This window comes from Pseudomonas syringae group sp. 243L2, from assembly GCF_032587875.1.
GTDB classification, from domain to species: domain Bacteria; phylum Pseudomonadota; class Gammaproteobacteria; order Pseudomonadales; family Pseudomonadaceae; genus Aquipseudomonas; species Aquipseudomonas amygdali.
The window spans coordinates 104,097-130,311 of the sequence record NZ_JAWHPL010000021.1 but is presented as its reverse complement, the minus strand read 5'-3'; the positions used below and the strand labels follow the sequence as shown (position 1 = coordinate 130,311).

The following is a 26,215-nucleotide window of genomic DNA, read 5'->3' as shown; positions in this document are numbered from 1 at the left end:
ATGTAGGCTTTCAAAAACAATTTAGCCCAATATGTAGTGGTTTCAATATATGGCTAAACCACAAAATGGGTTTTCAGATGAACGGTGGAGGGGTTTGGCACAAGAAATAAGGTGATTTCATTTCGCTATCTTTGGGTTCGCCCTGCTCCAGATTGTGTGCGAGGATTCGGCTACGGCGGTGGCCGATGAGGGCGTGCCAGACCGCTATCCACACATCGAACCCTTGATGTCGCCCGCTGTAGCGTTGGGGGCCATCGAAAGGATTACCGGAGGTTTGACAAGAAGCATGGCATTGGATGTTGCGTTCAGCATTGAGGCTGGAGATTTTGTCGATCCCGATCGAGCCTATGACCTGTTTTGGGCAGGTGTAATTACCAATAAACGAGCCTTCGTTTGCCCTGGAGCGGACTGTGCGGCCCAGGTGACCTGTGCGAATTTGGACAAGGACGTGCAGAGCATGCGGGTCGTGCCGCACTTCAAGGTTTACGGAGAGCATAGTGAGGCATGCGGGATCATCAACGGGAAGGCGATCGACCTTGAGGTTGAACCGAGCGGCCCCGATGGGCAAGAGCGCAAAACCGTCGATAAGTCCATTGTTGACGTGTTCAAGCTTGCTCGACCTGACTCGTACTATGACGAACCGACTCAGGATCCCAGCGCTGATGTGCATGTGGCGAAACAACGCGCTAGAAACACAAGGCCTTACACGACCAAGCTGGGTGAATCCGGGATCGTAGGCCCCATTTACTCCGTGCGCTCTGTAGTAAGCCGGTATATCCGGTATCGAACCGACAACACCTTGGAGTTTCGCCGGCTCAATATTGCCGGCCAGGACGTGGCCTACGACAGCATTTTTAAATGCATCTGGGAGCAGGATCTGAATGACCTCCCCGACCACCCTGTCATTTACTATGGGTGGGCCTACATCGATCGCACTAGAAAAAATGACGCGTACCGGATCAAGTTCAAGAAATGCTTGATGCGCGGAACCGAAAGCCTGACGACCTCAAGCTTCGTTTCGGACACGCTCGTCGAGCGCTACAAACTCAAAAACCTCATGGCTACCAGGCTTGCAAAGATCTCCCAGCAGCCCAAGCCCACTGCGTTTGTGTTTCTGTACGGACAACCCACAGTACGGACGTCACAGGGGACGAGCTACGCCAATTTCGAGCTGAAGAACTTGGACATGGTTGACGTTAATTACGACTGCCCATTGCCTTCCAAGTACGACAAGTAGCCGGTGAAGCCTGGGCCACCCGACGCATATGCCGATGGTGGTTCGGGCCTGCCATGGATGCTAAGCGAGCCCTTTCGCGCTCAGACTATTCCGGGACAAACAGTCCTGGGGCGTCAGGGCTGAGGGGCCTATCGAATTGTTATGTATCCACGCTACCGCTCCAGCATCGCCCACCTGCTGACACAAGAACAGCCCCATGGTTCACGTCTTCACTCCCCTCGCCCATGCTGCTTTTACGAGCAGCTTGATAAGTCATGTGCGAGGGTCAGGTTACTCCCATGCAGGTCAGCGTCACGCCCTATCGGCGCTCTACGGTGGTCGCTGAGCTGCTACTTTCAGCGCTCAGCCTAGAGCCATCCGTTCTCAGATGTCATTGACGAGGGCCTGGTGGTTGCGATGATGACGTCGTCCTCAGTCGTCACCGTTGCCAAGTACCCTTCAGATTTCATCGCGTTGACCAACCTCCGATTTGACTCGGTGTTTCTTACCTTGATCTTCTTGACCTTCGCGCTCACGGTTTTGAAGTCCTCATCGTCGAGCAACCCTAGAGCTGCAGCAATGTCCGGCCACTTCATCCCGGGAAGACATTGTGTCAGTATTTCAGAGCGCTGCTCCGTGGTGAGGCTCGCGTTGCGAACCAGGTGTCGCAGCACAGGCATCAGCGAATCAGCAAATCTTGCGCCGGCTTGATTAGCCAGCATAGATACACGGCCGAGCTCTGGAACCACTTCCGGTTTGCTTTCGATTGTCTCCAGGTTAAGCCCTGACCACATCTGAATTTTCTGTGTGAGTGACAGCGCTTTGCTTTTGCTCAGCGTGAGCATCGTGTCGAGCTGGAGCGAGCTGATTTCGATCTCTGCTTTTGCTAGATCCCAGCGTTCAACCAGGTACTTGCCTTCGAGCTGTGGGCAAGTATTCAGTACGGTCTCCCTGACTTCCGAGCTGTATGGCAAAAATGATGAGGCTACCAGCATGCCCCAGCGACCCTCAGGTAGCGCTGTTTTTATCATTGCTACGTCTTGTAGCACGACGCCATCGAGCAATACCTGGAGCACGTCATTACTGATACCGGTGGAGCTCAGAAGATACTGTTGCAGCGACCAGTCTGCGCTCGTTGACTGCCACAGGGTGCCCTTGAGAGACGAAGCATTCCGAGCGATGAAGCCGGTGAATACCGCTGTGGGATCCGATCCGATCTCTTCGTCCGAGACGTTGCCGTCTGGCCCAACGACTTTCTCAAAAAAAATCCAAACGGCGTCAGCTTTGGCCACCAGGCGATCACTCTCAAGTGCCTTTGCCCAAAGATATCTCGGGGCGTCAGTGAGTGTGTGGAGGTCACAGGTCGTGTGATCGAAGAGTCTATTTGTCAGATCGTGATCTGCGTCCACTTCTGCTAGTAAGCTGGTCAAGGAGTCGCTTGATTCATCCAGGACAGCAGATTGATCTAGCAAGGCGCTACCGAGCTCATCAGAGTGACCATTGAAAATGGGTATAAATGGGTGTGGAAACGTTTGTGCAGTTGTTCCTGAGTATCCTCGATGCGTGCACGGCTGTGGCCAAGGTTGCTTTAGTGTAGACCGAACCCCATTCGCTTAAGCTCTCCGACAAGCTCTTCGCGTCCGTGCAGGCTCGAGACGCTCCGCAGCCTGCTGACCACCTGCTCAGACCAGCCCGATGCCTTCATTCCTTCGCGTTGATAGAACGCACCAAGGCGCTCGTCGTATTCAGCGAGCGCATCAGCTTCGCCGGCGACCGAGTAGGTCTCATGGTGGAGCACTGCGTGCTGAGGCAACCTCGGCTTGACCTTGGCCGGACGATCATCCGACGGGTAATCGTGTGCAAGAAATCTGGGTGACCATGGCCCAGCACGGATACTTTGGAGCCACTCACTAGAGTATGGCCGTCAGGTTGCGCAGGTGGTTGCTTTCGAAATCACTGCGTCGGATCTCAGGTTTGCAATTCGAATCAGTGAAACACCTTAGCCTCCAGGCAACGGTCGAGCCTCGAGCAAGCTGTAGAGCGCTTAGCTCGCCTGCGACAAGCCCCGGCATCAAGGAAGCCGTTGAGCCATGAGCGTGTGGTGTTGCCCATACGTTCAGGTGCGCAATGCATCTAAAGCATCCCGGCTGGGCCACCACCCCGGCTGAAATCGGTCTCGCCTCGGATTAAGCCTTGGCAAAACAAATCCCGATCAACAATTCCGACTGTTCCCTCTTTGGTCGTAGGGTCGAACGCGCACACCCTCCAAAACCCCGCGCCCCCAAAGTCCACAAAAACGGGTGTGCGGGTATGCCAGCGGTGGAATAGGCGGCTACGCCCCAGCCACTTGAAGTACGCGTAGCCCTCAGTGGAGATTCCACTGCGTGAAAGATTGAAAAAAGAGCTGTCCAGTTCGCTGCGTGTCCCGTCGATCACCCAAACGATCCGCTTGTAGAATTGCTCTCGCGCTGTCACTTCCTCGGGATCGATCGTCGAGCGCTGGAATTCAACTACGACACCGTGACTGGTCTTCACATCGGCGATATGGCGTTCACGGCTGATCGGGTCTTGATGCATGACCTCCTGCCATTCTGCTGGGAATCGATTCTTCCATTCCCGGTGCCAGGCCGTCTCGTTTTCCCACCACGGGTCACAGCTGAGTTTTGATCGATGTGCCCAGTGCCAGATCACATGTTTGCCACATTTGGATATCACCTCAGATTCACAAGATGGGCAAACCCCGCGCAGCTTCGGTTCGGCTTCCATTCGGGTGTCGCCCACGTGGGCATATTTCATCTCTCGCCCTCCCTGGTCTCGCTGATTTTCCGAGCGTTTCAGTATGGATGATGGTCTTGTACTTTTCGTAGCGTAGGCGCCACCCTCACCTGTTTGGGCTGTGCCTGCTACCAGCCCGGGCTATTTATGCCTCGGGTATGGCGTTGGAAGATTCTGTTTCTTTCAGCACCTCATCCATCGTGCCCACATTGTCTTTATCGATGGTGTGAAGAATCATGCTACCGGCCACGTACTCGATACTCAATGGATCACCCGCCTTTGCGCCGCTCACCCGGTATCCGGTTGCAAAACGCACCGTGGATGACGTTGGCTTAGCGGCGGCATGCGAGAACAGTACAATGTTCCGCCCCTCAGCGCGTTGAGCAGAGCGAAAGATGACGCCGTCAAAGCGCGGGGAGCACTTGAGGGCCAAGTATTCGGCTACAGCTTGGGTAATCAGGTAGTTTCGTTTTTCTTCCTCATCGACTGGAATTCTTATTTCCTCGTGAATTTTGTGAAGGAAACCTTGGCGATCAAGGTGCTTGAAGTACTCAGGGTCGAAGAAGCTTGGAATCGGCCCTAGATTAGCGCCTTCGAAGCGTTCGAAGTCGAGTACTCGAACCGCGCGGATGAGCTGGAATCGCCCACTGATGAAGCTGTCCTGTGGAAGCGGGCGCAGTTCTGCGATGCATGTCTGACGATCGAATGCACCGTAGAACGCCGGGATTCCAGCAGGGTTCATTCTACCCTCGCCCGATACTTCTTTTGGTGGTGAACCCAGTTCAGTGTCGGGGTTGTCCCGAATCCTCTCGACCTTTTCAGCAGGACTGCGCCGCGCGCGGTAGATTGCGGGACAATCATCCGGCTTGAGGGTCTGCACGACATGGTCAGCCTCGGCTGACTCTGCGTATTGGCCCAGGTCGTCGAACAGCCAGCTGAGAAGCTGCCTGGCCTCGTCGTTGAAGAACCGACTGCTGTGCCGCATGCCCTCCTGGATGTCGCACCACCGATTAAGCGCACTTTTAACCCCAGCCGGACGAATGCTGTAGTGGATGGTGGTGGAAAAAATGGGCAGTGCTTCGCACTCCTCACTCAGTCCACCACAAACTGCCTGAACGATAGGTGCACCAGGGGAACAAGCGAAGACTTCGGCGACCCAGTATTTCAATGGTTCGCCGGGTGATTCCAGTCTTGAACCGTCGGAACCCCAATGACGATGATTCCGCGCCTCCCAGATGTATTGGTCGAGAACGGCACGCGCCCGCGCAGTGATCTCGACGAGTGCGACGCTTTGGGCCATGTCACCACAGAGGTTACAGTGGTCGAGCGCCCCAGTTTCAGTGACCCATGTACTGAGAAAAGTGTCGTGTACGCATTTAAAGCACGCCGCGCTCGATAACGTCATTGAAATCAGATCCACTCAATCAGTTGTTTTGAGCCGTCGATGATAGGGCGCTCGTTGCCCGTGGGATTGAACAGGTTTCCGGTCATTGAAGGCACGCTCAAGTCCTTCACGGCAGTTGGAAGCCCAAATTGACCAGGGTTGGACGCTCGCGAGGTTTCAGCGTTTTGACTGCCCAAATGAGCATGTGCCGAGGTCTTGAGCTCGCGACGTAGGCAAAACGGGCGGCCTCAGACTCACGGTTCTGTAGCCAGTCGGCCCAGTGTGATTCACCTTTGCCGCGTTTACGTGAGGACACAACCACAGTGACATCGTGAGTCTCACCTTTGACTTGGTGAATCGTCTCGTAACGCAATGTCTCCGATTCGCCATCCTGGATATCCTGACTCGAGAGACGGATCGACACTGGCTTATCACCTTGACCACGCTTGGTGACGAGGTTGAGTCCTCTCAATTCCTGCAATTCATTAAGAATTTCATCGGGCACGAACGCCTGGTCAGGGAGTTGTCGCAGTGCGAGTTTTGCGCAGCGTACCCACGCTGACCAGTTTTGATCGGAATTGCCGGCGCCGCTGGCAACCATGAACCTCAGGCTTTGGTGGATGAATTTACGCCAGGCCAGTTTCGACTCCATTGAGGTTGGGCAATAGGGCCCCGTCTTAGTGACCTCCAGCTTTAGCTTCCCTGCAAGCCACTGGGCGAATGTCCTGAGACTCACTTTGAGATCGCTCAGGCTCCCTGAGCTGGCGCCAATGCAGGCGACTGCAAGCAGCTCAATGCCTTCAAAGGTCTTCCCGTTGCGCAGGCGCTGAAGGGTTGCATGCCCTCGGGCAACCAGTACCACCTCATTGTATGCAGCTGTCAGGTTTCGGATCGTAGGCAGCAGCTCGGATGGACAACTTTCGTACTCGAGAATTTTGGGCTGGATGGATGCGATTTCAGGATTCCCCGAAACCTTCCCGGTACCGACGATGTTGCTGCAGAGATCGACTATGGCCTGGCCGCTGCGCCAATTGGTGGTCAGTTCGTACTGCTTGAACTGCAGTACGCCCATGAGCTTGTTGACGTTGGCCGGGTTCGATTTGCGGAACCCATAAATCGACTGGTTCAGGTCACCGACGAAGTGAAACTTGATCCCAAAGCCGCTGAGTTTGCTCACGATTTGCAGTTGTTCAGCGGAGAGATCCTGGCACTCATCCACGATCACAACGGGAAACCGACGGGCAACTCGGGAGAAGTAGCGGTCAAACTGGTGATCTTTGAAGGCCATAAGCGCCAGCATATCGATGTCACCATGGGTAGCGTAACCACCGAGCCAGAACCGCCTCTTCGTGGCTACGAGATCCCGATGCATATTGTCAGTAACCTCCACGGCGTTGAGCTGATGATCGAGCGCTCGATCGCCGGTCGAAAACTTGAAGCGCCCCGCCTCCAAGTCATAGTTGTACCGACAGGCTGAGATGCGGCGACCACAAATCCGTTGCTGGGTCTGGAAGATATTCGCTTCCTTCTCAAGGATACGGATACGGAAATCGCCATCCTTGCCTGGATAGCCCGTCAGCTCGCTGGCGATGCTGGCCACCAACCTAGTGAGAACAAAGCTGTCGAAGGTAGAGATACTGTGGGGTAAGCCGATAGGCCCGCCCAAGTACTTGTGCACCCTACTCCGGAGCTCGTCGGTCGCACTGTTAGAAAACGTGAGAACAGCGATACCCGAAGGCGAACGTGACCACACCTGGATGGTTTGCGAGACCATTGCAGCCACCACCTCGGTCTTGCCACTACCTGGGCATGCTTTCAGGTAGCTGTGCTGATCAAGCGGCGCTGCGATGTATTCCAACTGCTCCTTGGTGAAGTTCATCGCTTGGCATCCTTCGGCCTCGAGCCTTCAGGCCTGACCCGGGTCATTCGGCTTGTTCCTCGATCCCACAAGCCCAGAGGACGGCTAAGCGGATGTATTCCGGCACGATAAAGTCATCCCTCACGTTAGCCAGCGCGTCCGCGAATGCCTGCGCATAGAACCCTTTGCCAATTTCTTTGGTTTCGATTCGATCAAGCATGTCATTCGCGTACGGCGCCCTCTCCCCTGAACTCATGGTCGAGTAGTCCAGTCCAGCCCGCCTTGTCAGCTCTCTCACCACTTCCCCGCCTTGCACAGGCCAGAGAGTGGCCGCAGCCGTCGACATCAATCTGAGGTTGTTACCCTCCATCGCGATGTCGTACTCGAGGGTCTTGTACTTACCTACGAACAACCTGCCGAACTGCGACTGGCTGATCGGCCCTATCAATGCCAAGGCCGGATTGTCGCCTACAAGGAGGTCATCATCATGGGGAAGAAACGGAACGGGGATTTCTTTACCGTCATCGCCTGCAACCGACCTGATAGATTTCGGTGGGTCATTGTCGGTAAGCCCTGCACACCTGATTGGGACATTCTCGCCTGGCTGGCCGCCCGTGACATCGCAAAACAGCTGCATGAAATGATTGAAGTAGATGCCACCAAGATTGATCACCGAGACGCCGTAGTCGTCCAGGCAGTTCTTCCCCTCTCCGTAGGGGCGCAGGACAATACGCGCCAGCTCTGGCAGCACCATCGCCTCAGCGATTCCTTCTACGAGCAGTGCCCCTTTGGAGAAAAGGAGGTTGGATTTTGTGACGTCCAACCAGCGATCCACAAAGCGGCGGCTGTGCTCAGGAAGGCCGCACGCGCTGAGCGGTATTGCTACTGGCCTTGCGTCATTTGAAATGTGGATGAGGTGATCCAGGGAGACAGCGGCAGAGATGACCGTTGAGTGCGTGGTGATGATGACCTGGATGCCACGTTCTTCAGCCACCGTTTTCAAATGCCGCAGCAGGCGCAGTTGAAGCTGAGGATGAAGATGCGCCTCTGGCTCCTCGATCAACAGGAGCCGCAGATAGGTCTCTTCGCCTCGATCCTCTTCTTCCTCCAGGATCAGTTCAGCCAGGATCGACGCGATGTACAGGAGGTTGTTGTAGCCAAGGCTGTTCTCCTCCAGCGATCGGAACTGGGTCGTGTCAGCCTCGCTGAGGTTAGGGAAGTACAGAAGCCGCAAGCCCTCCACGATCCGGGAGAAGCTGACTTCTGAGAACTGAATCATGGTGCCCTGAGAGAGATTGAGCCCCAGCGCTGCCTTCAGGTTGTCTCCGATTCGCTGATTGGCTTGTTTGATCGCAAATTCGTCGCTCTGTGAAAGCTCACGATTGAAGTTTCCGACATGCTCTTCCAGCGGGTGAAGAGTCTGTGCCTTCCTGGCCTCAGCGAGCTCTTTGCGGCAGAGGGCCTTCATGAGCCGGGCAAGGCGGGACTGGCGACCTTCGCGCAACTTGTTCTCGGCATCGCGCAGCGGAGGTAGGTAAATACAATGGATGTAGTCCAGCGTCTCGGACTCGAACGGTTTGGCATGCTCGTGCCCCGCGTAGGTGTGGTGCCTGAAGCGCCCGCGAGACTCTTGATTGCGGGCCTCAAAAGTCAGCTTGGCCTCGTCGTGATTTCCACACCAGGATTCGAACGCAATGGCGTCCTGATCATCCAGACCTGAAAACGTCGCCTGAATCTGGATGCTTTCAGCAGCGACCGCGCCCGGCTCAAAACCCCGGTAGAAATCGCGCTCACTAATGATTCGCTTGCCTGACTCCGAGTCGTTGAAGAGCTGGCGCACTGCACTGACCACGCCAGTCTTGCCGGCCCCATTCTCTCCCACGAGCACGTTCAGCCCGTCTCGAAATTCGATGGTGAACGGCTCACCAAAGCATTTGAATCCAGTGACATCCAATTGCCGTAGATACATGCGAATCCCTTCTAGTGGCCGGTTACCAACGAAAATGACGTGACTGCCGGGCGTATCTGGCCTGCAGGTTCACGCAAACTGATCCTGTGATAGTGGCATTACGGTATAGCCCGGGCAATCTCAGCATCCAGGCTTGGCCTGCGAGGATGATTTGTACCGATGATGATCTGGGTGGGATACCTCAGGGTGATTCAGATCCCCAGATCTACAGCTATCAACGTATCTTGTTGAATGGGGCTGGCATGGCCCTGCTGCATTAGGTGGCGGAGCAGCTCATTTCGAAGGTGGAAGCGCAGGCGTTCCCGGATCATGGGATATCCGGTCGTCGACGGATTGAAATGTTCGCGATCAATGACCGTCCTTAGCGCCTTGAACGCAGCGACGCCTATTGCCTTCTCGTAGAGCCGGGTTTGCGGGTCGAATCCAGGCTTGCGCTGGTAGCTGCTAAGCACCTCACGCAAAATCAGCTCAAGCGCCGGGCCGTGAAAATCTGCGGCAGCGCGCCAAACCTCGGCCTCCAGGTCATCATCCATTCTTTGTTCTTCCAGACGCGCTACATACGCCGGCAATTTTCGGGTAAACCGCTCCTTTGATTCAACACGTAGGAGTTCGTGCATGCACATCTCGTTTGACCTTAACCACAATGACAGGGAAGCACTGCTTCGCCACTGCAAGGAGTTCGTGCCGGCAAGTGGCGATGCCAGGGAGAACGCACGCTTGGCCGATGCGCTCGAGGCGCTGGCCGAGGCCCTGATGGCTGACGACGAGGCTGCGACTGCCCAAGGGGTGTGCTAGAAATTCGCAAAGTCACTGGGTGGGCCCTGGGTGACCACCCTCACCCGCCCGTCTCGCTCGAATGATCTGTTGACTCTGATGCATCCACTGCCTGCTCTAGTGCTTGCCGGAGAGTGGCATTCTCGGCTTCCACTGCCCCTATCTGTTGCTGCAGCGCAGTGACAGTGGTGGTGCTTGCCATCAGGGCTTGGCGCAATGCTTCAGTGTCCTGCTTCTGATCAAGCAGTTGTTCCTTGAGCGCTTCCTGAGCACCTTCCGCTCGCGCCAGCGCCACCTGGGTAACCTGAGCATCTGAGGTCATGCGTTGGACAGTGTCCGTCAGGTCGGCGGACTTCCTGGCATGCTGCCTGGCCTCACCCAGCAGGCGCTCGTTATCTCGATTGAGCCGAGTTGACTCGTCCTGCTTGACCGAAACTGTCTCCTGCAGCTTGCGCTGTTCAACCTGCAGTTGGTGAAGCTGTGCCTCGTGGCGACGCAGCTCCTGATCGCGCTGCTCCTTCACCGACTCACGGTAATGCTCCAGAGCGTTGCGGTTATGAAGCAGTTTTTCTTCGAGGGATTGGATCTGGGCGTCCCGCTCGCCTAGGCGAACCTTGAGGTCTGCGCATTGCTGGGATAGGCCGGCGTTGCGTGTAAGTTCAGCTTGTAGCGAAGCATGAGTGGTCTTGAGCTCCTCAGCTTGGATCGCCAGTGCGGACGCCTGCGCCTCATGACAGCGCTGAAGTTCTGCCAGCTCGTTCTCAAGGGTTTCTGTGCGGGCGGCCAACTGTTTGCGCTCATGCTCGAACTCTGCCCGTGCCTCAAGAAAGACCTGATTACCCTCCTCCTGCACCTGATCCAACAAGTTCTCGACCACCCCGCGCAGTGCACCGCTCATGCGATCACGCGTGGTTGCGTCTGGCCCGGGCGTTTCCAGCTGTTTCAGGTAACGAGCAATCGTGGTCTTGGAGCCTGTATTTCCAATCTCGACCCGCACCGCATCAATGCTGGGGTACACACCACGCATCAGCAGGCTGTTCCGCGCTTTCTGCACCACTGCCAGGTTAACGCCGCCACGGGCCATACGCCCTCCGTACTATTTCGTGTCATATCACATGTCATGTAATTACATGATACGAAAATGCTTGAAAGTGCAACTAAGAAGCCGACAACTGGTATGAAGTAATGCAGAGTTATGGCTTCTCAGTTCGGTAGAATCGGTTTTTAGTACACCCAGGCAGTACGAATGCCAAGTTCCCTCGATCTGGAGGCCATCACATGGGCAAAGCCGATCTGTACCTGAAGGCTGGAGCCCGGGAGAACACTCGGAAAAGCTACCGAGCAGCCATTGAGCATTTCGAGATGGACTGGGGTGGCTACCTGCCTACCACGGGTGACGGCATCGTCCGCTACCTGGCCAACTATGCCGGGCATCACTCGATCAATACACTCAAGCAGCGGCTCGCGGCGCTATCCCAATGGCACATCACTCAAGGCTTTCCAGATCCAACGAAGACGCCAGACGTCCGACGGGTGCTCAAAGGTATTCGAGCTGTCCATCCAGCCAAGACAAAGCAAGCTGCCCCTCTTCAGTTGAGCCAGCTGCAGCAAGTTGTGGGCTGGCTAGATACCGAAGCAAATGGCGCTCACCATCGAGGCGATCACAAGTGTGAGGTTCGGCAAAGGAGATCAATCGCCCTGGTCTTGATCGGGTTCTGGCGTGGCTTCCGAGGTGACGAGCTCGCTCGTCTAGAGATCGAGCACACCCACGCGGTGTCTGGGGAAGGCATTTCATTCTTTCTTCCGTACACCAAGAGCGATCGCGAGCATCAGGGTGCGACCTATCACACGCCGGCGCTCAAGATGCTCTGCCCTGTGGAGGCATACATCAATTGGATCACCATTGCTGGCCTGGCCAGTGGGCCGGTGTTCAGGGGGATCGATCGCTGGGGCAATCTTTCAACCGAGGGAATCAATCCTCATAGCCTGATTCCGATGTTGCGCAGGATCCTTGCAGAGGCGGGTTTACCTGCTGCCATGTACAGCAGCCATTCCCTTCGGAGAGGCTTCGCAACATGGGCGACGGCGAATGGGTGGGACATCAAAGCGCTGATGACCTACGTGGGGTGGAAGGATATGCAGTCGGCGCTGCGCTACATCGACGCGAGCGCTTCCTTTGCGGGACTGGCGGTGGGGAAACGTGGATCTGAGCTGCAGATTGGCCGGTAGGATTGCTGCCGAAAACCAGAAGCACATCCCACCCTGAAAGAGTTTGAGCCCGTTCAGACAGGTACTACGGCGCCGCTGCCTGAAAAGTGGCCGGTTACGTTGGCCATGAACACTTCCAGCTGTGCGGCAGTAGCTTCTGGAGACCATCCCGCCAGATGAGGAGTGATCAGCAGGTTGTCGAAACCTAGCAGTGCCTCTGGCTTGGTTGGCTGGATAGCAGTCATGATTTTCCTCATCTTGGCATTATTTATTGAGGTAGTTGCCTGTCGGCTGTTGCGCTCTAGCTCAACGACATCAGAGCGTTGGGAGCCTTGGCGCTTGTAGCTCGAGAACATGATTTCAGCTAAAGAAACTCGCGTTCACGGGTCAACGCACATTATCGGTTATCTGTTTTTCGCTAGGTGGAAAAACACTGTGTCCTAGGCGGAATGCCCGACCATGTGATTTAGCCATCTGGGCGGAATTTCTGACCTTCGTTGATAAGAAATGCATCAGGTCAAAGGGTGATCATGAGCCCTGAAGCCAAGGGGGCTTTCGCCCCCAGCCCCATGCTCCTACATGCCGAGATGCTCTCTAGTGGCACGACCTCAGTTTTCCAGTTCTGGAAGGCAAGGTTTAACGTTTAGGGCCAAACATGTCTCATTGGGCCTTGCATGGATTGGCGGAAACCCTCGAATCGGTCAATAGCCGCGCGCTCTTGCATGTGCGAGCGGCAGTAAAAGACGGTGTGCGTAAACACATCCATGTCCGAATGGCTGTCGGCGATTTCCGCAAAGCAGGATATCTGGAACAGAACGCCATCCAGCCGCCCGTCCTTGAGTCGAGCATCTACAAAGCGCTGGTGTTCTTTGTAGAGGCTCTCCAAACATGGGTGGATCATCTGCCTGAGCCGGGCCTCAGACTGAACTTGAATAGGCTGAGGGATCAGGAGATGCGGCTCAAGATTGAATGCAATGCACCCATGCCCCCTTTCGACGACCTGATCACAACCCGCGCGTATTTGGCCCTCAAAATTTTTGATGGAGTTGATGGTTTTGCACGCGACGTAATAGTCACCGAAAGGCGCGCTAACTACGACATCTGGCTCCCCTAGACGCCCTACCAGCTGGCGGTGGCGCACATACTGGAGCATCTCAAGCTCGAACACTGCATCCTTCCCGGGAGAGTGCATCAGCGAAGCAGGGTCTAGCGGGTTACTGGCGATGCGTCGCAACGGCTCCCGAAGCTCAGGTTCGTGCTGGCAAGCCTCGATGGCCAACAACACTCGCTGCGCACGACCAAGCTCAATTGAGGGCCCGGTTGACGCGATACATTCGGCTTCAGAGGCAAGCTTCAAGGCCTTCGCAAAATCCGTTTGGGGGCGGATTTTTACATCCAGGCGGGCGCAAACTGCTCGCTCGGTCTCGGCCAATTTCGGCATGTCTATATAACGGAGGAAGGTTTCGGGCTGCATGATTCGTTCGAGGTTCCAGGAGGCTTGATAATGGGGCTGCGAGCCTTCCCTGGATCAGACCTCGTTCCAAAGACGCTCGAAGTTGTTGGGCTTAAATTTTTCCACGAGGAAGTCGATGAACAGTCGGGTTTTTGCCGGTATGTAGGTTCGCTCATGGAACGCGATGTTGATGATGAGCTTGGGCAGCTCCCATTCGGTCAGAACTGGAATGAGTTCGCCTGAGACGATCTCGTTGTAGATGATGTACAGCGGTTGGATCAAAATGCCCGCGTGAGCCTTGGTGCACCCGGATGATCTGGCCATCATTGCATTCGAGGACAGCATCGATCTCGATTACCTTGGATTCCTTGCCTTTGGTGAATTGAATCACGCGGGGCTGGTTGGCATGACTATAGATCTGCAAATCTTGATTGAGCAAATCCTCGACTGTACGAGGTCGCCCCCGCTCCGCCAGGTAGGCCCGAGAGGCCGCCAGTACGCGCTTGGTCTCAGCTAGCTTGCGAGTGGTGATATTGGAGTCAGGCTCGAATTCCCTAGTGCGGATCGCCAGGTCGATTTCGGTATCCATGATGCGTAATAACGGTTCGCACCAATGATCTTCACCTTGAGCTTGGGATGGCGCTTCCGAAACTCGCTCAGGATCGGGACGATGTGTAGCTTTGCACAAGAGATAGTCGAGGTGATGGTAAGCGTTCCGCTTGCCTCGGTCGTCGCTGCGTGGACGGCGGCTTCGGCATCGCGGAACTCACCCAGCAGGAACCTGCACTTCCCGTAGAGCTCATGGCCCGCAGGTGTCAAAGACAGCCGGCGAGTATTGCGAACTGCATGGTGCCCACGGCTACCTGCTTCACCAGTTCCTGTCCTCCGCGTCGAACAAACGCACTGACGAATAAGGTGGCCGCTTGGAAAATCGAGCTCGCTTTGCCCAGGAGGTTGTCGACGCAGCGGTGGAAGCGATTGGGTCTGAGCGAGTCGGTATCCGAATTTTCCCATCCGGGCCTTTCCAAGGCATTCTGGCGGCTCTCAAAGATCCAGAGCTGCCGACCCTGTCAAGCGAGGGCCACAGGAGCCTCAAATTCGCTTCTGAATTTCGCACAGTGAGCGAGCCAGCAGTGAGAGTGGAATACACCCTTTCCTAGCGACGAACGCTGTGTCCTCAGCCTCCTCCGGCACCATGTACAAGATGTCGAGCGGGAGCTCAGCGCCAGCGGCTCTTAATTCGCTCTTCAGTCGAACCAATGGCGCGCCAGAAGGGCCCACTACCAAGACGTCGTAATCGCTGCCGATGCCGTGGAGCGATGAGCCAAACATGAAGGCCTTGTAGTACCGCAGTGTCGGGCAGGTTTCGAGGAGAAAGCCTGCCACCTCCGCTGCTGTCATCAGCCCTTCAGCAAGATAGGTCTCAGCTCGTCCCATTTCAGTACCTTACATCCCAGCTGCCGCCCTGCCTCAATGGCGCTCGGGGCGGGCGATCCATTGGGGTTGGTGTTCCACGCAACGTCCACAGCACCACAACTGTCCCAGAGGCTGCGAACAGCATCAGCTGTCGGCTCATATTCCCAGATCATGCCTACCCTGAGTGAGCGGCCACGCGAAAGGGTCAGAGAGAATACACGATCGAACTCACGGCGGACGTTTGAAACGTAACCTTGCTGCAGAATCAGGCGGTAAGGAAACATGTAGTTTTTGTGGGACGCCATCCTCGCCGAGCCTTTTGGAATTGCTGACCCAAGTGATCCGTAGTTTCCCCATCCTACGGTCTTGTCTTCTAGGAAGGCGATCGCACTACCATCCCATAAGCACTCTTTGCGATAGCCGCAGAGGAAATCCATCTCTGGCCATTGCTCGTAGTATCGAGCAGCCAACTCGGCGTCCATTTTGTAGGCGTCACTGATGACAGCCAAAACGTCAGGCTGCTCATGAACCGAGATGCGAATAGCGTCGCCCCCAGCGTGCTCTACCGAGATGACTCCGCTTTCACGCCGGGCATTCTCCAACGCATATTTCACCTGCCACTTCATGCAAAGATTCCGTCTAGCTGTACTGGATAGCGAATAGCACGGCCGGAGCCACCACAGACGTGACGTTCGATCAGCCCTCGGACATGCTCCTGGTACTGGGCAAAGGCCTCATGTTCGGCCTCGTTCATGTGCTGCTGGTTCGCCGTAATGATGCGTTGGATACGAAGGTGATTGGGCAGGATGACGTTACGCATCCTGTCCGACCAGGTTTTCGCGGACTCTGACTCAGGGTCGTACTCAAAATCTGTACCTTCGCAAGGCGCTAGCCTTTTCCAGATCGCCTTGTTCTCCGCCATGGCAGCGGTTATGGCGTTCCTAACCTGCGAGCGCTCCTCGTAGGCGTGTACGCCTTGCTTATGGGCCAGTGCCGCTAGGTGGTTGCTCTTCCACATCAACAGCGTGACTCGATTGTACGACGGGGAGTTCTTGTCGATCTTCGTATGGCAGGTCGGGCACAGGAGCAGGAGGTTCTCGAAGGAGTCAGCTTCGAATTCGCCATCAGGGCGCTCCTCGTGACGTGGCCCTTTTTCACCATGGGGGATCACGTGGGCCATCTCCGCGATGTGCTTGTCACCCCCCATTTCAGCGGGGAATAGGGGTTGTAGGCAGTCCGGGTGCTGGCAATGACCTGCGGCCTCTGAGAAAAGCCGGAGCTTGGTTTCCTGTGGAATGTACTTTCGATCTGCCATGGTCGCGCCCTGAATTTGAGGTGCACAGAGTAGCGGCAGACAGCGCAGAGTCATAGACCGACCTTGGCCTAGTCCGACATCAGATGACGCAGTCTGAAGGGATTTTTCTGGACGCTGACAGCTGGTGCGGAATCAGCGCTGTTAGCCTGCGTGACACACCCGATAGGTGTCGCGATCATCAGACTAATCAGGGGCAAAAAAGATGCCGAAAGCGGAGGAAGCTAACGGCACCAAAGGTGCTACATCACATCTGCCAAGTACCCGCACATTACCGAATTGGCAGTGATGGCGAGCAACGTGTTTAGGCAGGCCTGTTGCCTTGCAGTGCGTTCGACAGCAGCTTGAGGATTGCGTCATGCTCGATCGGCGCGGGATTCCAGTACGGGTTTTGGAGGGCAATATCTGCCGCCCGCTGCATGTCGCCCTCGCCCACTCCCAGCGATTCCAATGCCGTCGGCGCACCGAGTTCTACGGCCAGGTCATACAGCGCCAGCGCGGCGCCTGGTACAGTGCCTTCAACGCCCAGGGCAAAGCTGATACGGGCGGTCTGGGCCTTGGCATGGTCTTCGTTGTAGGCAATGGCATCCGGCAGCACGATGGTATGTGTCTCGGCGTGTGGCAGATTGAACGTAACGCCCAAGGTGTGGCAGAGCTTGTGGTGAAGCGCCATGCCACGTTTCCGAGCACTGTGCCGCACAACCAGGCGCCGTACAGGCAAGCGTTGCGAGCCTCGGTGCTGGCGGAGTCATGCTTGAGCGCGCGAAGCCCTTGGGCCATGGCGCGAATACCCTTTTCTGCCAGCAGCGACATGATCGGGTTAGGGTTCGGGATGGCCTATCGACTGTGCCTGCTGGCGTGTGTCAGACATGCGACTCCGGCCGAACAAGCTGCTTTGTCCTCAAAGTACGCTGCAGTGACGTACCTCTCCTCGATGGCCGGCGTCCTGCTAGGAGGTACATTAGGGAATCTCGTAGGCCTGTCGGCGGCAACGTATATGTTGTTCGGATTCGCAGCCTTGGCGCTTATCCCCCTGATGCGCTTCGCTCCGAAATTAGGCGAGGTCGGCTAGGAGCTGTAGTTCTTCAGATGATCACCACTTAGACCGTATGGGGTACGCTATGCGCCCCTCAGATCTCATTCCAAGGACGATATGGCCGCCTCGAAAAAGAAACGCGCTCCTAAGACGAAGGCGCAACCTGCCAGCCATTCCGGGGCGAGCCCATCGGTAAACGAAGCTGACTTCCAGGCTGCGATCATCGCACGCTTGCGTGAAGCCCTTCCCCTGCTGCCGGCTAACATCCGTGCCGAGCGCTATTTGAAATTGCAGCTTGGTCACCATCAGATCGCAATCGATGGTAGCGGAAAAACTAAAGATTTCTTCAGGGGGCGGTCGGACGTTGTCGTGTTTCTCGATGATAAACCGCTGTTGCTCGCTGAGCTCAAAGCTCCGTCTGTGGATATCACTGATGAAGACGTCGACCAAGGGCTCTCCTACGCTCGGATCCACCAGCCCATGGTGCCACTTGTACTGGTCACGAACGGCAATCAAGCGTCGACCCGGCTTGTGCTGACCTACGATGGAACACTCGTCTCAAACGACAAAGCTGATGCTGCAGGTTTGGCGGAGATTCTGTCGGCGGCATCGAAGTTGGCTAGCAGCTCGACCGAGAGCGCAATACGTACTCTGCTGGGGCGCGATTCCAGAGTCTGGGCAGCCATTGTCAAAAAATGGAATGCCGAGGAAATTAGCAGTCGAACGGGCACCGTCTCCGAATTGCACCGAGCGATTGCCGAAGGCTTCCATATCCCACGAGAAGCTGTCGGCCAAGTCTGCGAACACGTGGAAAAGGGAGCGGAAGTTGTCATCTTGCATGGCGCTCCGCTATCTGGCATCACTGGCACATTGATCCAGTTGGTTGAGAAACTCCAGAAAGGCCCTGTCCTCTACCTCGACCGCCGAAGCTCGGGGGATGTTCTCCAGTTTCTTTCGTCCCGTCTGACCCGGGAGCTTTCTATCGGGGTGTCCCGGGATGACGTCAGGCAATGGCTGTTAACTGGACAGCCCCTGGCTGGACTCATCCTCGTGGTGGACGGCATCCCGGCCGGTGAGCTTGAGGAGCTGCTACACCTTGCAGAGTTGAAGCACCTACAACTCGTTCTCGGAACTGACAGCAGTACATTCGACGCACTTCGTACATTGGCTGGCCGCATCGAAGAAACGAAGCTCGGTCGCCTGGCTAAACCGGTCGAGCTCATGGATCTGTCAAACGAAGAATTCAGAGAGGCCTGTCAGATTTTTATCAACCTCAAGCAGGCTCATTTCATACGTGGGGCGGAGCTGATTCCGGAACTGCGCCGCCCACGCCTGCTCCGTCTCATTGCAACTCTACTGCCCAACCACGCGCCGGAAAGGAAGTCAGGGCCTAACGGCTCAAAGTTTGAAACCCGACTCGTAATCCCACCAATTCCCGGTCTCCGGATGCTGGAATGGGCGAGCAACCTCATCGGAGCGGATCCGCAATTGAAACATGATCTCTCTAAGCTCGCTGCAGCCTATCTGGCCGATGTGGCGGATAACGGACGAGACCTCCAGAGGATCATCGAAACCTATGGTGTACCTTCGATCGATCCCGATGTGATGGAGCAATCACTGGGGGATTCACGAATCGAGCGCCTACGCGCAAGCGGTATGATCCATTGGATTGACACACGAACGATGGGCCCAAGGTTGGTCATTCGTTTTCCTGAACAGCTGGCACATTACATCTCCCTCCAGTGGACGGCGGATCTTAATAAGCAAGTTGATGAAGCTGGTGTAGATTCCACCCTGCACCGCATACTGCAGCAGTCACATTTTGTGCCTGATGGAGATATCTGCGCAGCAGCTGCCATCTCGCGAATCGAGAACGGTGCACACCTATACCAGATCGTTGACTCTCTAATAGGCTGCGAGCCTGAGCCAACCTTCCTGGCGGAGGGAGCCGTGCTCGAAGTGCTTGCGAAGGATATCAAAGGGGCGCGCATCAAACTCGGTGAAGGGATGGGCGGGCGCGTTCCTGGGGATACTCAGCCTTGGCTGATTCTGAGCCACCTGGCGATGAAACTCATGGACAGAGGGGATGGAGGCACATCCGTCAATCTCCTGATCTTCGCTGCTCTAGGCAATTGTGAAGATCTGATTTTCAAGCCGGCCCCTTACAACCTCAGAGACATGCTTGGCCTGCACAAGCACGACATCCCCGGCGTGGGCTCCGTGCTCTGCGGCAATAGCGGCATCGTCGAGCCACTCATGCAGGCATTGTTCATCTGTGCATCACATCGTCCCGACGAGTTCGAACTATTGGTGACCCACGCGCTGCAGGAAGACAAACGTCACCTCGCGTGGCGCCTGGTAATGCTTTGCAATCTTCTGAAAAATGATGGGAACCCACGTGTCCGAGCAGCTGCCCACGCAGCCGATCACCGACTCGACAAGTACTGGAAAACCTTCATTTCATCTGAACATGCTGAAGCTGATTCGTGCAGCGCCTAAACGCTCAAGCTCTCAAGGATCACGGCTAGCGCTCACCTAGCCGTCACTAGTGATTTATGCCATTGAACCAGCGTTTGAGACGCAACCAGATTCCTTCTACCTCGGGCGCAATTTGTTCGATAGGTTCAGGCTGAACAGATACAGAACCAGAGCGATCCTCGTAGTAGCTCTTTCGCTGTTCATCAGCATGCACCTTTCCCCTTTTGATCGCAGCGTCGGACATATCTCCAGCCCAGAGCACCGATCCGTTGCGGATGAAGTAATGGGAGCGGCAAGGGAAGCTCCAATTGCCTACTGAAGGATCCAGCGACACCTCTCCGTTGTATGTGAGCTTCCACTGAGTCTTGGAAATGGGCAACGGTACTTCGTTGCCACACCCGCAGGGACACAAATGAGTGGTGGTGCGGTACTTCATGGAAACGTACAGCACCCCGGCTTCGAGCTCGTCCGGAATGAACTCGACAAATGCGTTCCGTAGCTTCATGGCAACTGCTCGGAATTGACCACCTTGTTGCTGGCGGTGGTGAGTGTCGCATTCAGCTCGCGCGCGCTGTCGTAATAGAACCCGCAGTGCCGCTTCCACCTGAGCACAGCAAGCTGAGCGTTGATCGCGTTCAGCTCTGCGATCTGAACAGCAGCCTTATAGAGAGCCTCGCGGTTGCCATCAGCCATAGAGATCCGCTCAAACACATGATCACGCTGGCCTGGAAGGCTCATCGTAACCCTGGCAGTGCCAATCAACTGGTTATCTTCGGTGCGAATCACGTCGATCCCTGTATCGATGATCACAACCTTGGAGTCGGCCAGACGGTCATAAATCAGCCTGCGCACATCGCCTTTATCCACACACAGGAAGACGTAGTCGAAGTCCCTCAGCTCATCAACGTTAACCTCCGTCACGTTTATGCAGTGCGGCACGATGTGCTTACGGAAGGCTGAGTACAGCTGCCCGAAATAGTCCACCTTCGTGTACTGAGCATCCAACGCTTCTCGGCTCACTGCACCCGGGGCACGAAAGGCGTTGTGCTGCTGAAGTTTGTCCAAGTCGTACAGGTGAATCTCAGCCACTGGCGTCTTTGCCACCGCGTCCAGTACGTAAGCACCAGTACCGCCCAAGCCAACAATGGCGATGCGCTGCGAGGTGAAAATCCCATTCAGCGCAGTGGTGCCATAGCGTGCTGAGGCCGTGTCCTCGTACTGGAAGGCGGAGTCAGGCGATTCCGCCTCCACCACTTTGTACGTCAACGGTGTCACGTCGGCGGCAGCAGCCCGCGCCTCATTCCAGAGGATCCGGGTGTAGTGCCACACCTTGTCGTAGAAGCTGGTAAACCCATTGGTACCTTGTGGCTTGTTCGAGAATGCAAAATTCGCCGTCAGCGTCTGCGTCAACGGGAGCGGCCCCGCTTGATACTCGATTGCGGCAATCTTTTCGCCGTTGTGCTTGTGGGGGTACTCACCAATAAAGTGAATGACGTGGGTGGCTGGGGCAGCCACCACCTCAGGGCTAACCAGATCAAGCGGGCAGCAGAATGTACCGAGCTTCACCTCTCCTTGCGCGTTGAGGTAGGGGATGGAGTGCACGACCAAATGCCCTTCGCGCACTTCCAGTTCAAACCCCTGGTTGCGGAGATCGAGGAGCGTGGGGTTAAGACTTATCACTGACCGAGACATAGAATTCCATCCCCTCTTTGACACGAATTTGTTGACCGTCCACTACCGAACCTTCCGGGTGGTCGTGAGGGCCATGGTCATAGTCGATCGTGTAAACCGTCTGCGGAGGATGCTGGCTACCAGGGAACGCCAGCTCGACCAGTTGCTGATAGGTCAGGAAGCGGGTGTGCACCACGCGAGGCTTGGCGTTCATGATGATGGTTGCCTCAAAAGGCTTAACCACGAAGTGCTCAACGCCGGGCTTGGTCAGGTCGATGTAGTCCTTGTCGCCAACCAGGATGTCGCGCCCGCCAGGCACAATTTCCCAAACATCGTGATCCTGGGGAGCACCGGCCAGGGCCTTAAGAGTTGCTCCGTTGATCTGGCGACCACCCCAGGTGAGTACTTGGTCGTTCAACACGATCCGGTACGAGCTATCGCCTAAGAACACCAGGAAGCGCTCCACCCCAGCATGGCGCAGATCAACCCGCTCGTTGGTATCGATCTCTTCCAGGCGCCCCGTCGAAAGCACTTGGAAGACCATGATGCCCGGCGCAGGGCGAACCTCGATGCTTTCGAGGATCTGGCCGCCGGTCACGATGGGGTCATCGATCACGACCGAGGTGAAGCACAGCGCTTCATTGCCCACCAAAATCCGATAAGGGCCCTGCTCGGGCGGCTGTTCACCTTTGGCGATTACGGCCGCCAAATCCACAACGTCTAACGCAAAACCAGAAGCCATGATGGAACTCCTAGCCCCGCTGGGGCAGTTAACCGCTACGTTTGTTAGGCTAGCAAAGCACGCTTGATATATCAAGCACTCGCGAGAAAATGGTTTGTGCTTGAGTAGCAGAGCGCTACACTGCATCAAACATCACCGTACTGGCAGGTTGTCAGATCGCGGCTGATTGCCGATATTTTCTGAAGATCAGTAACAACAGAGGCACATGTGAAACCAACACTTGCACAGTACCTGGCTTCGATTCGCCGGGATAGGCAGCTATCCCTGAGGCAGGTTGAGGAGCAGAGCGGCAAGGAAGTATCCAATGCCTACCTGAGCCAGCTAGAAACCGGCAAGGTTACGCAGCCCAGCCCTAATGTGCTCCACACACTGGCTGAGTTGTATGGGATCGATTACATATATCTCATGCAGCTCGCTAACTACCTCCCCGCCGAACGGGAGGATTCGCAGCGTCACGGCCGAGTTGCAACATTTGCTGAGCACAACCTCACTCAAGATGAGGAAGGTGAGCTTTTGGAGTTTTTGCAGTTCATCAGGAGTCGACGTAAGGATGGCCAAGCCGGACGACAGTAGCCTGCAGGAACATGAGCTTTTTGCTGTAGAAGCCAAAGCCAAGAAACTGCTCGATGAAGCAAATGCATGGGGACGGTTCCCAACCCCCGTCCCCGACATCCTTGATGCCGCCAAGCTGCGGGTCGCCCCTATCGCCATCCACGATGTCGAAACCTTTCTGGCCTACGTGGCCCAAAAGACGGCCGCCGCCGGGCATCGCCTGAAATCAGCCTTGTCGAAGGTGCTAGGTGTATATGACGCGGATGAGCAATTCATCCACATCGATCCCACTGTCACCGAATCTAAGCAGACCTTCCTCAAGCTCCATGAAACCGGTCATCATCGGCTCCCGAGCCACCGCCAGATGTTCAAATTTTTTCAGGATTGTGAGCAGACACTGGCCCCCTCGATCGCCGATCTCTTCGAGCGTGAGGCGAACAATTTCGCTCGATTCGCTTTGTTCCAAGGGGACAGCTACAAACAGCATGCCCTGGACATGGCAAATGCGATCAAGACTCCGATGGCTCTCGCCAAGCAGTACGGTGCGTCGATTTACGCGTCGTGTCGGGAGTTCGTTCGCACTCATGACCAGGCGTGCGCACTCTTTGTGCTCGAACCCATTCAGATCCATGAAGACCATGAGCTGATCGCCTTGGTACGACGGATTGAGCTCTCACCTGCTTACGTACAGAAATTTGGTCGACCGGATGATAGCTTCATCACGCTCAGTCATACGCTTGGCCGCTTGCTTCCTAAGCATGGGCGGCGAATGGTGATCGACGCCAGGGTGTATATCAAAGACCTCAATGGCACGCTGTATGAATGCTTGGGGGAGGCATTTGACACCAAACATAATGTGTTCTTGCTCGTATTCCCTCTCCGCCCCGCTGCTACCTTTGACTTTCTACTCCCGAAGTAGAAGCGCCAAACGCGGGCGTTATTTGCTGCGCAAAGGGCTTGACTGAATTACCTCTTTTGATCGCCCCGTACTGGTGGCGTCGGAATCTCGCATACACGAGCCCTCAAACTATCTAGCATCCAGTAAGCAGCGTCGTCGAGCGAAAAGTCACTCATCTGACAGCCAGCAATTGGGGAGGCTTGTGCTGGCCACTCGCCTCTTAACTGCAGAGGTCGTAACATCGGGCGTACTACCAAGCTCGGCGACGCCTGAGCAATGGCTACTGCTCGCATTTCGCCGCTCGAACTCCATGGGACTGAGATAGCCCAGCGTCGAGTGGCGGCGGCGGTGATTGTAAAAGCGGATGTAGTCGAACAGGTCGGTTTTCGCCTCCTGGTAGCTAGCATAGCGAGTCAGATACACCCGCTCGGCCTTCAGCGAACGAAAGAAGCTCTCCATCGCGGCGTTGTCCCAGCAGTTCCCCGGACGTGAATGGCTGGGCACGATTCGATGTCGCCGAAGCAAGGCCTGGTAGTCGTAGGCGCAGTATTGGCTGCCACGATCGGAGTGCAGCAGCACTTGTTCTTTCGGCTGTCGGCGTGCAACGGCCATCTCCAGAGCAGCATGCACCAGAGCCTGCTGCATCCGATGGTGCATCGCCCAACCGACGACAGCGCGTGAATAGAGATCGAGCACGACGGCCAGATACAGCCAGCCTTGGGCCGTCCGCACGTAGGTCATGTCCGAGACCCAGTGCCGATTAGCTTGATCCGAGACGAACTGGCGATCCAGGTGGTTCGGGGCAACCGGCAGAGCATGGCGACTGCTGGAAACCAGCCGCCAACGCTTGCGCGAGCGAACGCGCAGACCGGCTTCGCGCATCAGTCGAGCAACCCGGTGTCGACCACACACATGCCCCGTGGCCGCCAACTCGGCCTTGATTCGGCGATGGCCATAGATCCCATTCACCTCGTGGTGGATGGTGCGGATCTCCTTGCTCAGACGCCGATTCGCCATCTCTCTCGCCGATGGAGGCCGCTGCTGCCAGGCATAGAAACCGCTGCGCGATACCTGCAGCAGCCGGCACATTGGCGCTACGGGATAGCGACCGGCCAACGCCTCAATGGCGCGGAACTTCACTTCGTGGGCTGCGAGAAGATGGCGAGCGCCTTTTTTAAAACATCGCGCTCCATGGTGACCTGAGCCAGTTGCTGGCGTAGGCGACTTAGCTCCGCGCTCTCGCCCCGCTGCTTGCCATTGCCCGGAAATGCATCGTCACCTTGCTGCTCAGACTGGCGCTTCCATTTGCCCAACAGGCTTTCAGCGATGCCGAGCGTCTCGGCGACATGACGAAGCGTCATGCCGGCAAGCACCTGGTCGACCGCTTCGCGTTTGAAGGATTCTGGAAAACGTCGTCTGGTCTGGGTCATGAACACTCCTTGCGGTGGGCATTATCCACCTTAAGTCAGTGCCCACTCAGCCCGGGACAGACCACATCCATCTACGATGCTTTGGTGTGAGATCAAGACCTTGTAATGATTTAGTTAGCACGGTCAAAATTCAGCAAGGCCTCGACCAGACCCGCTGGGTTTTCTTCTGCGAGCCAATGCCCCGCCTGTGCAAGGCATAAGAATTTCACACTCTTCGCCACCTCCTTCATCATCCTTTCCATGACTGGCGCAAAGGCGCTCGACTCTCCTGCAACCGCAAGAACGGGCACGGCAGTTTTGCCGTGCTCCGCAAGCTGAGTTCGGTTAAACGCCGCGTCCTGAGCAAAAGCTCTATACAGCTGAAAACCAGCTCGCATGCCACCCGGCCCGCTGAAGCTCTCTAGATAGCGCTGCTTCGTGGCCAGGTCGATAGCGCCGGCATCGTACGCAAGATCGTGCCAAAAATGCTCAAGATAAAAAGCCTCCTTGCCAGCGGTCAAAGCTTCTGGGATATCCGGAGCCTGGTGGAAATGGAAATGCCAGACGCGCTTATCATCAAGCAAAACATGGTCGAACACTTCGGTACCGGGTAATGGTGCGTCTAAGACCGCTAACGCCTTCGTGGAGCCCGGGAACTGCCGGGCGAATGCGTAAGCAACCATCATGCCGATATCGTGACCGACTACGAAAGTGGGAGCCTTGATCTCGGCATCCTGTAGCACTGCAAAACAGTCGCGGGCCATCTGAGCCTTGTCATATCCATCTGCTGGGCGAGTCGAACCGCCAGCACCTCTGAAATCCGGGGCTATAACTCTGTAACCGCTTTCCATAAGTGGCCCTACGATGCGACGCCAAGCGATCGCCGTCTCCGGGTAACCATGGATCAGCAGTATATTTTTAGGGCCAGTACCCCCTACCGCGTAACGAAGCCTCACGCCGTTGCCAACGTCCACGGACGCCCACTGCATGCTATTCATTTCTGAACTGTCCATCGTGTCCTCTTTAGCCAAGTAGCCACCTCCGGGCAAGAAGGTGCTGTTTAT

The 26,215-nt window shown here is 56.0% G+C and carries 23 protein-coding genes and 3 pseudogenes; 7 read left to right on the top strand and 19 right to left on the bottom strand.

Going from position 1 to position 26,215, the window contains the following annotated elements; all coding sequences use genetic code 11:
• Positions 1-178 precede the first annotated feature (178 nt).
• Complete coding sequence (locus RYB66_RS13650; RefSeq protein ID WP_223272539.1) at positions 179-1,237, top strand: hypothetical protein; 1,059 nt, start codon at positions 179-181, stop codon at positions 1,235-1,237.
• Positions 1,238-1,584: 347 nt separating this feature from the next.
• Here the strand turns inward: RYB66_RS13650 and RYB66_RS13645 are convergent, their stop codons facing one another.
• The 6 genes from RYB66_RS13645 to RYB66_RS13620 all read right to left on the bottom strand — a co-directional run bounded on the left by RYB66_RS13645 (position 1,585) and on the right by RYB66_RS13620 (position 9,819).
• Positions 1,585-2,646, bottom strand: coding sequence for a hypothetical protein (locus RYB66_RS13645; protein ID WP_316894616.1), 1,062 nt, complete (start codon positions 2,644-2,646; stop codon positions 1,585-1,587).
• Positions 2,647-3,349: 703 nt separating this feature from the next.
• On the bottom strand, positions 3,350-4,012 hold the full coding sequence (locus tag RYB66_RS13640) for a competence protein CoiA (protein WP_029240973.1): 663 nt from the start codon (positions 4,010-4,012) through the stop codon (positions 3,350-3,352).
• Between the two features lie 124 nt (positions 4,013-4,136).
• A complete protein-coding gene (locus RYB66_RS13635) occupies positions 4,137-5,291 on the bottom strand; it encodes an RES family NAD+ phosphorylase (protein WP_225231426.1) in 1,155 nt (384 codons plus the stop codon).
• Positions 5,292-5,502: 211 nt separating this feature from the next.
• On the bottom strand, positions 5,503-7,254 hold the full coding sequence (locus RYB66_RS13630; RefSeq protein ID WP_016981727.1) for a UvrD-helicase domain-containing protein: 1,752 nt from the start codon (positions 7,252-7,254) through the stop codon (positions 5,503-5,505).
• A 43-nt stretch (positions 7,255-7,297) separates the two neighbouring features.
• Positions 7,298-9,202 (bottom strand): ATP-dependent nuclease, encoded by a 1,905-nt coding sequence (locus tag RYB66_RS13625; RefSeq protein WP_003435243.1) that lies wholly within the window; start codon positions 9,200-9,202, stop codon positions 7,298-7,300.
• 191 nt (positions 9,203-9,393) lie between these two features.
• Positions 9,394-9,819 carry a hypothetical protein gene (locus RYB66_RS13620; RefSeq protein ID WP_003435241.1) on the bottom strand — a complete coding sequence of 142 codons (426 nt, stop codon included), beginning with the start codon at positions 9,817-9,819 and terminating at the stop codon, positions 9,394-9,396.
• On the opposite strand from RYB66_RS13620, the gene RYB66_RS13615 reads away from it, so the two are divergent.
• Complete coding sequence (locus tag RYB66_RS13615) at positions 9,818-9,997, top strand: hypothetical protein (RefSeq protein ID WP_016981733.1); 180 nt, start codon at positions 9,818-9,820, stop codon at positions 9,995-9,997. The two genes, RYB66_RS13620 and RYB66_RS13615, sit on opposite strands and share 2 nt — an antisense overlap.
• 40 nt (positions 9,998-10,037) lie before the next feature.
• Here RYB66_RS13615 and RYB66_RS13610 read toward each other — a convergent pair whose 3' ends face one another.
• Positions 10,038-11,060, bottom strand: coding sequence for a DNA-binding protein (locus RYB66_RS13610; RefSeq protein ID WP_003435239.1), 1,023 nt, complete (start codon positions 11,058-11,060; stop codon positions 10,038-10,040).
• A 194-nt stretch (positions 11,061-11,254) separates the two neighbouring features.
• Here RYB66_RS13610 and RYB66_RS13605 point away from each other — a divergent pair, with 194 nt between their 5' ends.
• Positions 11,255-12,205, top strand: coding sequence for a site-specific integrase (locus RYB66_RS13605; RefSeq protein WP_057404313.1), 951 nt, complete (start codon positions 11,255-11,257; stop codon positions 12,203-12,205).
• Positions 12,206-12,258: 53 nt separating this feature from the next.
• On the opposite strand, the gene RYB66_RS13600 is transcribed toward RYB66_RS13605, so the two are convergent.
• The 4 genes and pseudogenes from RYB66_RS13600 to RYB66_RS13585 form a co-directional block, all read right to left on the bottom strand.
• Positions 12,259-12,429 carry a hypothetical protein gene (locus RYB66_RS13600; protein ID WP_003435236.1) on the bottom strand — a complete coding sequence of 57 codons (171 nt, stop codon included), beginning with the start codon at positions 12,427-12,429 and terminating at the stop codon, positions 12,259-12,261.
• Positions 12,430-12,827: 398 nt separating this feature from the next.
• The gene (locus tag RYB66_RS13595) at positions 12,828-13,658 is read right to left on the bottom strand and encodes a hypothetical protein (protein WP_316894612.1); all 831 of its coding nucleotides are present in this window, start codon (positions 13,656-13,658) and stop codon (positions 12,828-12,830) included.
• 54 nt (positions 13,659-13,712) lie between these two features.
• The gene (locus RYB66_RS13590) at positions 13,713-13,982 is read right to left on the bottom strand and encodes a LysR substrate-binding domain-containing protein (protein ID WP_172833045.1); all 270 of its coding nucleotides are present in this window, start codon (positions 13,980-13,982) and stop codon (positions 13,713-13,715) included.
• A 25-nt stretch (positions 13,983-14,007) separates the two neighbouring features.
• A pseudogene (locus RYB66_RS13585) lies at positions 14,008-14,226 on the bottom strand (LysR substrate-binding domain-containing protein); the annotation flags it as partial.
• 250 nt (positions 14,227-14,476) lie between these two features.
• On the opposite strand from RYB66_RS13585, the pseudogene RYB66_RS13580 reads away from it, so the two are divergent.
• A pseudogene (locus tag RYB66_RS13580) lies at positions 14,477-14,656 on the top strand (alkene reductase); the annotation flags it as partial.
• 381 nt (positions 14,657-15,037) lie between these two features.
• Here RYB66_RS13580 and RYB66_RS13575 read toward each other — a convergent pair.
• The 3 genes from RYB66_RS13575 to RYB66_RS13565 all read right to left on the bottom strand — a co-directional run bounded on the left by RYB66_RS13575 (position 15,038) and on the right by RYB66_RS13565 (position 17,038).
• Positions 15,038-15,679 (bottom strand): hypothetical protein, encoded by a 642-nt coding sequence (locus tag RYB66_RS13575; protein WP_003435223.1) that lies wholly within the window; start codon positions 15,677-15,679, stop codon positions 15,038-15,040.
• Complete coding sequence (locus RYB66_RS13570; protein WP_316894609.1) at positions 15,676-16,368, bottom strand: HNH endonuclease; 693 nt, start codon at positions 16,366-16,368, stop codon at positions 15,676-15,678. Before RYB66_RS13570 ends, RYB66_RS13575 begins: the two co-directional genes overlap by 4 nt.
• 301 nt (positions 16,369-16,669) lie before the next feature.
• Entirely contained in the window at positions 16,670-17,038 is a 369-nt protein-coding gene (locus RYB66_RS13565) for an iron-containing alcohol dehydrogenase (protein WP_003435219.1), read from the bottom strand.
• A 480-nt stretch (positions 17,039-17,518) separates the two neighbouring features.
• Between RYB66_RS13565 and RYB66_RS13560 the strand changes: the two genes are divergently transcribed.
• Positions 17,519-19,900: a type I restriction enzyme HsdR N-terminal domain-containing protein gene (locus tag RYB66_RS13560; protein WP_016981741.1), complete on the top strand. Its 2,382-nt coding sequence runs from the start codon at positions 17,519-17,521 to the stop codon at positions 19,898-19,900.
• Between the two features lie 46 nt (positions 19,901-19,946).
• On the opposite strand, the gene RYB66_RS13555 is transcribed toward RYB66_RS13560, so the two are convergent.
• Genes RYB66_RS13555 through RYB66_RS13545 form a run of 3 tightly spaced genes read right to left on the bottom strand, consistent with a single transcriptional unit; the run spans position 19,947 to position 22,292 of the window.
• Positions 19,947-20,384 (bottom strand): DUF6527 family protein, encoded by a 438-nt coding sequence (locus RYB66_RS13555; RefSeq protein ID WP_003435209.1) that lies wholly within the window; start codon positions 20,382-20,384, stop codon positions 19,947-19,949.
• Complete coding sequence (locus RYB66_RS13550) at positions 20,381-21,571, bottom strand: ThiF family adenylyltransferase (protein WP_117139558.1); 1,191 nt, start codon at positions 21,569-21,571, stop codon at positions 20,381-20,383. The genes RYB66_RS13555 and RYB66_RS13550 overlap by 4 nt, the downstream gene beginning before the upstream one ends.
• The gene (locus tag RYB66_RS13545; RefSeq protein ID WP_003435206.1) at positions 21,546-22,292 is read right to left on the bottom strand and encodes a multiubiquitin domain-containing protein; all 747 of its coding nucleotides are present in this window, start codon (positions 22,290-22,292) and stop codon (positions 21,546-21,548) included. Before RYB66_RS13545 ends, RYB66_RS13550 begins: the two co-directional genes overlap by 26 nt.
• A gap of 207 nt (positions 22,293-22,499) precedes the next feature.
• On the opposite strand from RYB66_RS13545, the gene RYB66_RS13540 reads away from it, so the two are divergent.
• Both RYB66_RS13540 and RYB66_RS13535 read left to right on the top strand, forming a co-directional pair.
• Positions 22,500-22,865: a helix-turn-helix domain-containing protein gene (locus RYB66_RS13540; protein WP_003435204.1), complete on the top strand. Its 366-nt coding sequence runs from the start codon at positions 22,500-22,502 to the stop codon at positions 22,863-22,865.
• A complete protein-coding gene (locus tag RYB66_RS13535; RefSeq protein ID WP_003435201.1) occupies positions 22,843-23,763 on the top strand; it encodes an ImmA/IrrE family metallo-endopeptidase in 921 nt (306 codons plus the stop codon). The genes RYB66_RS13540 and RYB66_RS13535 overlap by 23 nt, the downstream gene beginning before the upstream one ends.
• Before the next feature lie 279 nt (positions 23,764-24,042).
• Here the strand turns inward: RYB66_RS13535 and RYB66_RS13530 are convergent.
• Positions 24,043-25,172 (bottom strand): annotated as a pseudogene (locus RYB66_RS13530) (IS3 family transposase); the annotation flags it as partial.
• A 110-nt stretch (positions 25,173-25,282) separates the two neighbouring features.
• Complete coding sequence (locus RYB66_RS13520; protein WP_316894606.1) at positions 25,283-26,164, bottom strand: alpha/beta hydrolase; 882 nt, start codon at positions 26,162-26,164, stop codon at positions 25,283-25,285.
• Positions 26,165-26,215: the final 51 nt, after the last annotated feature.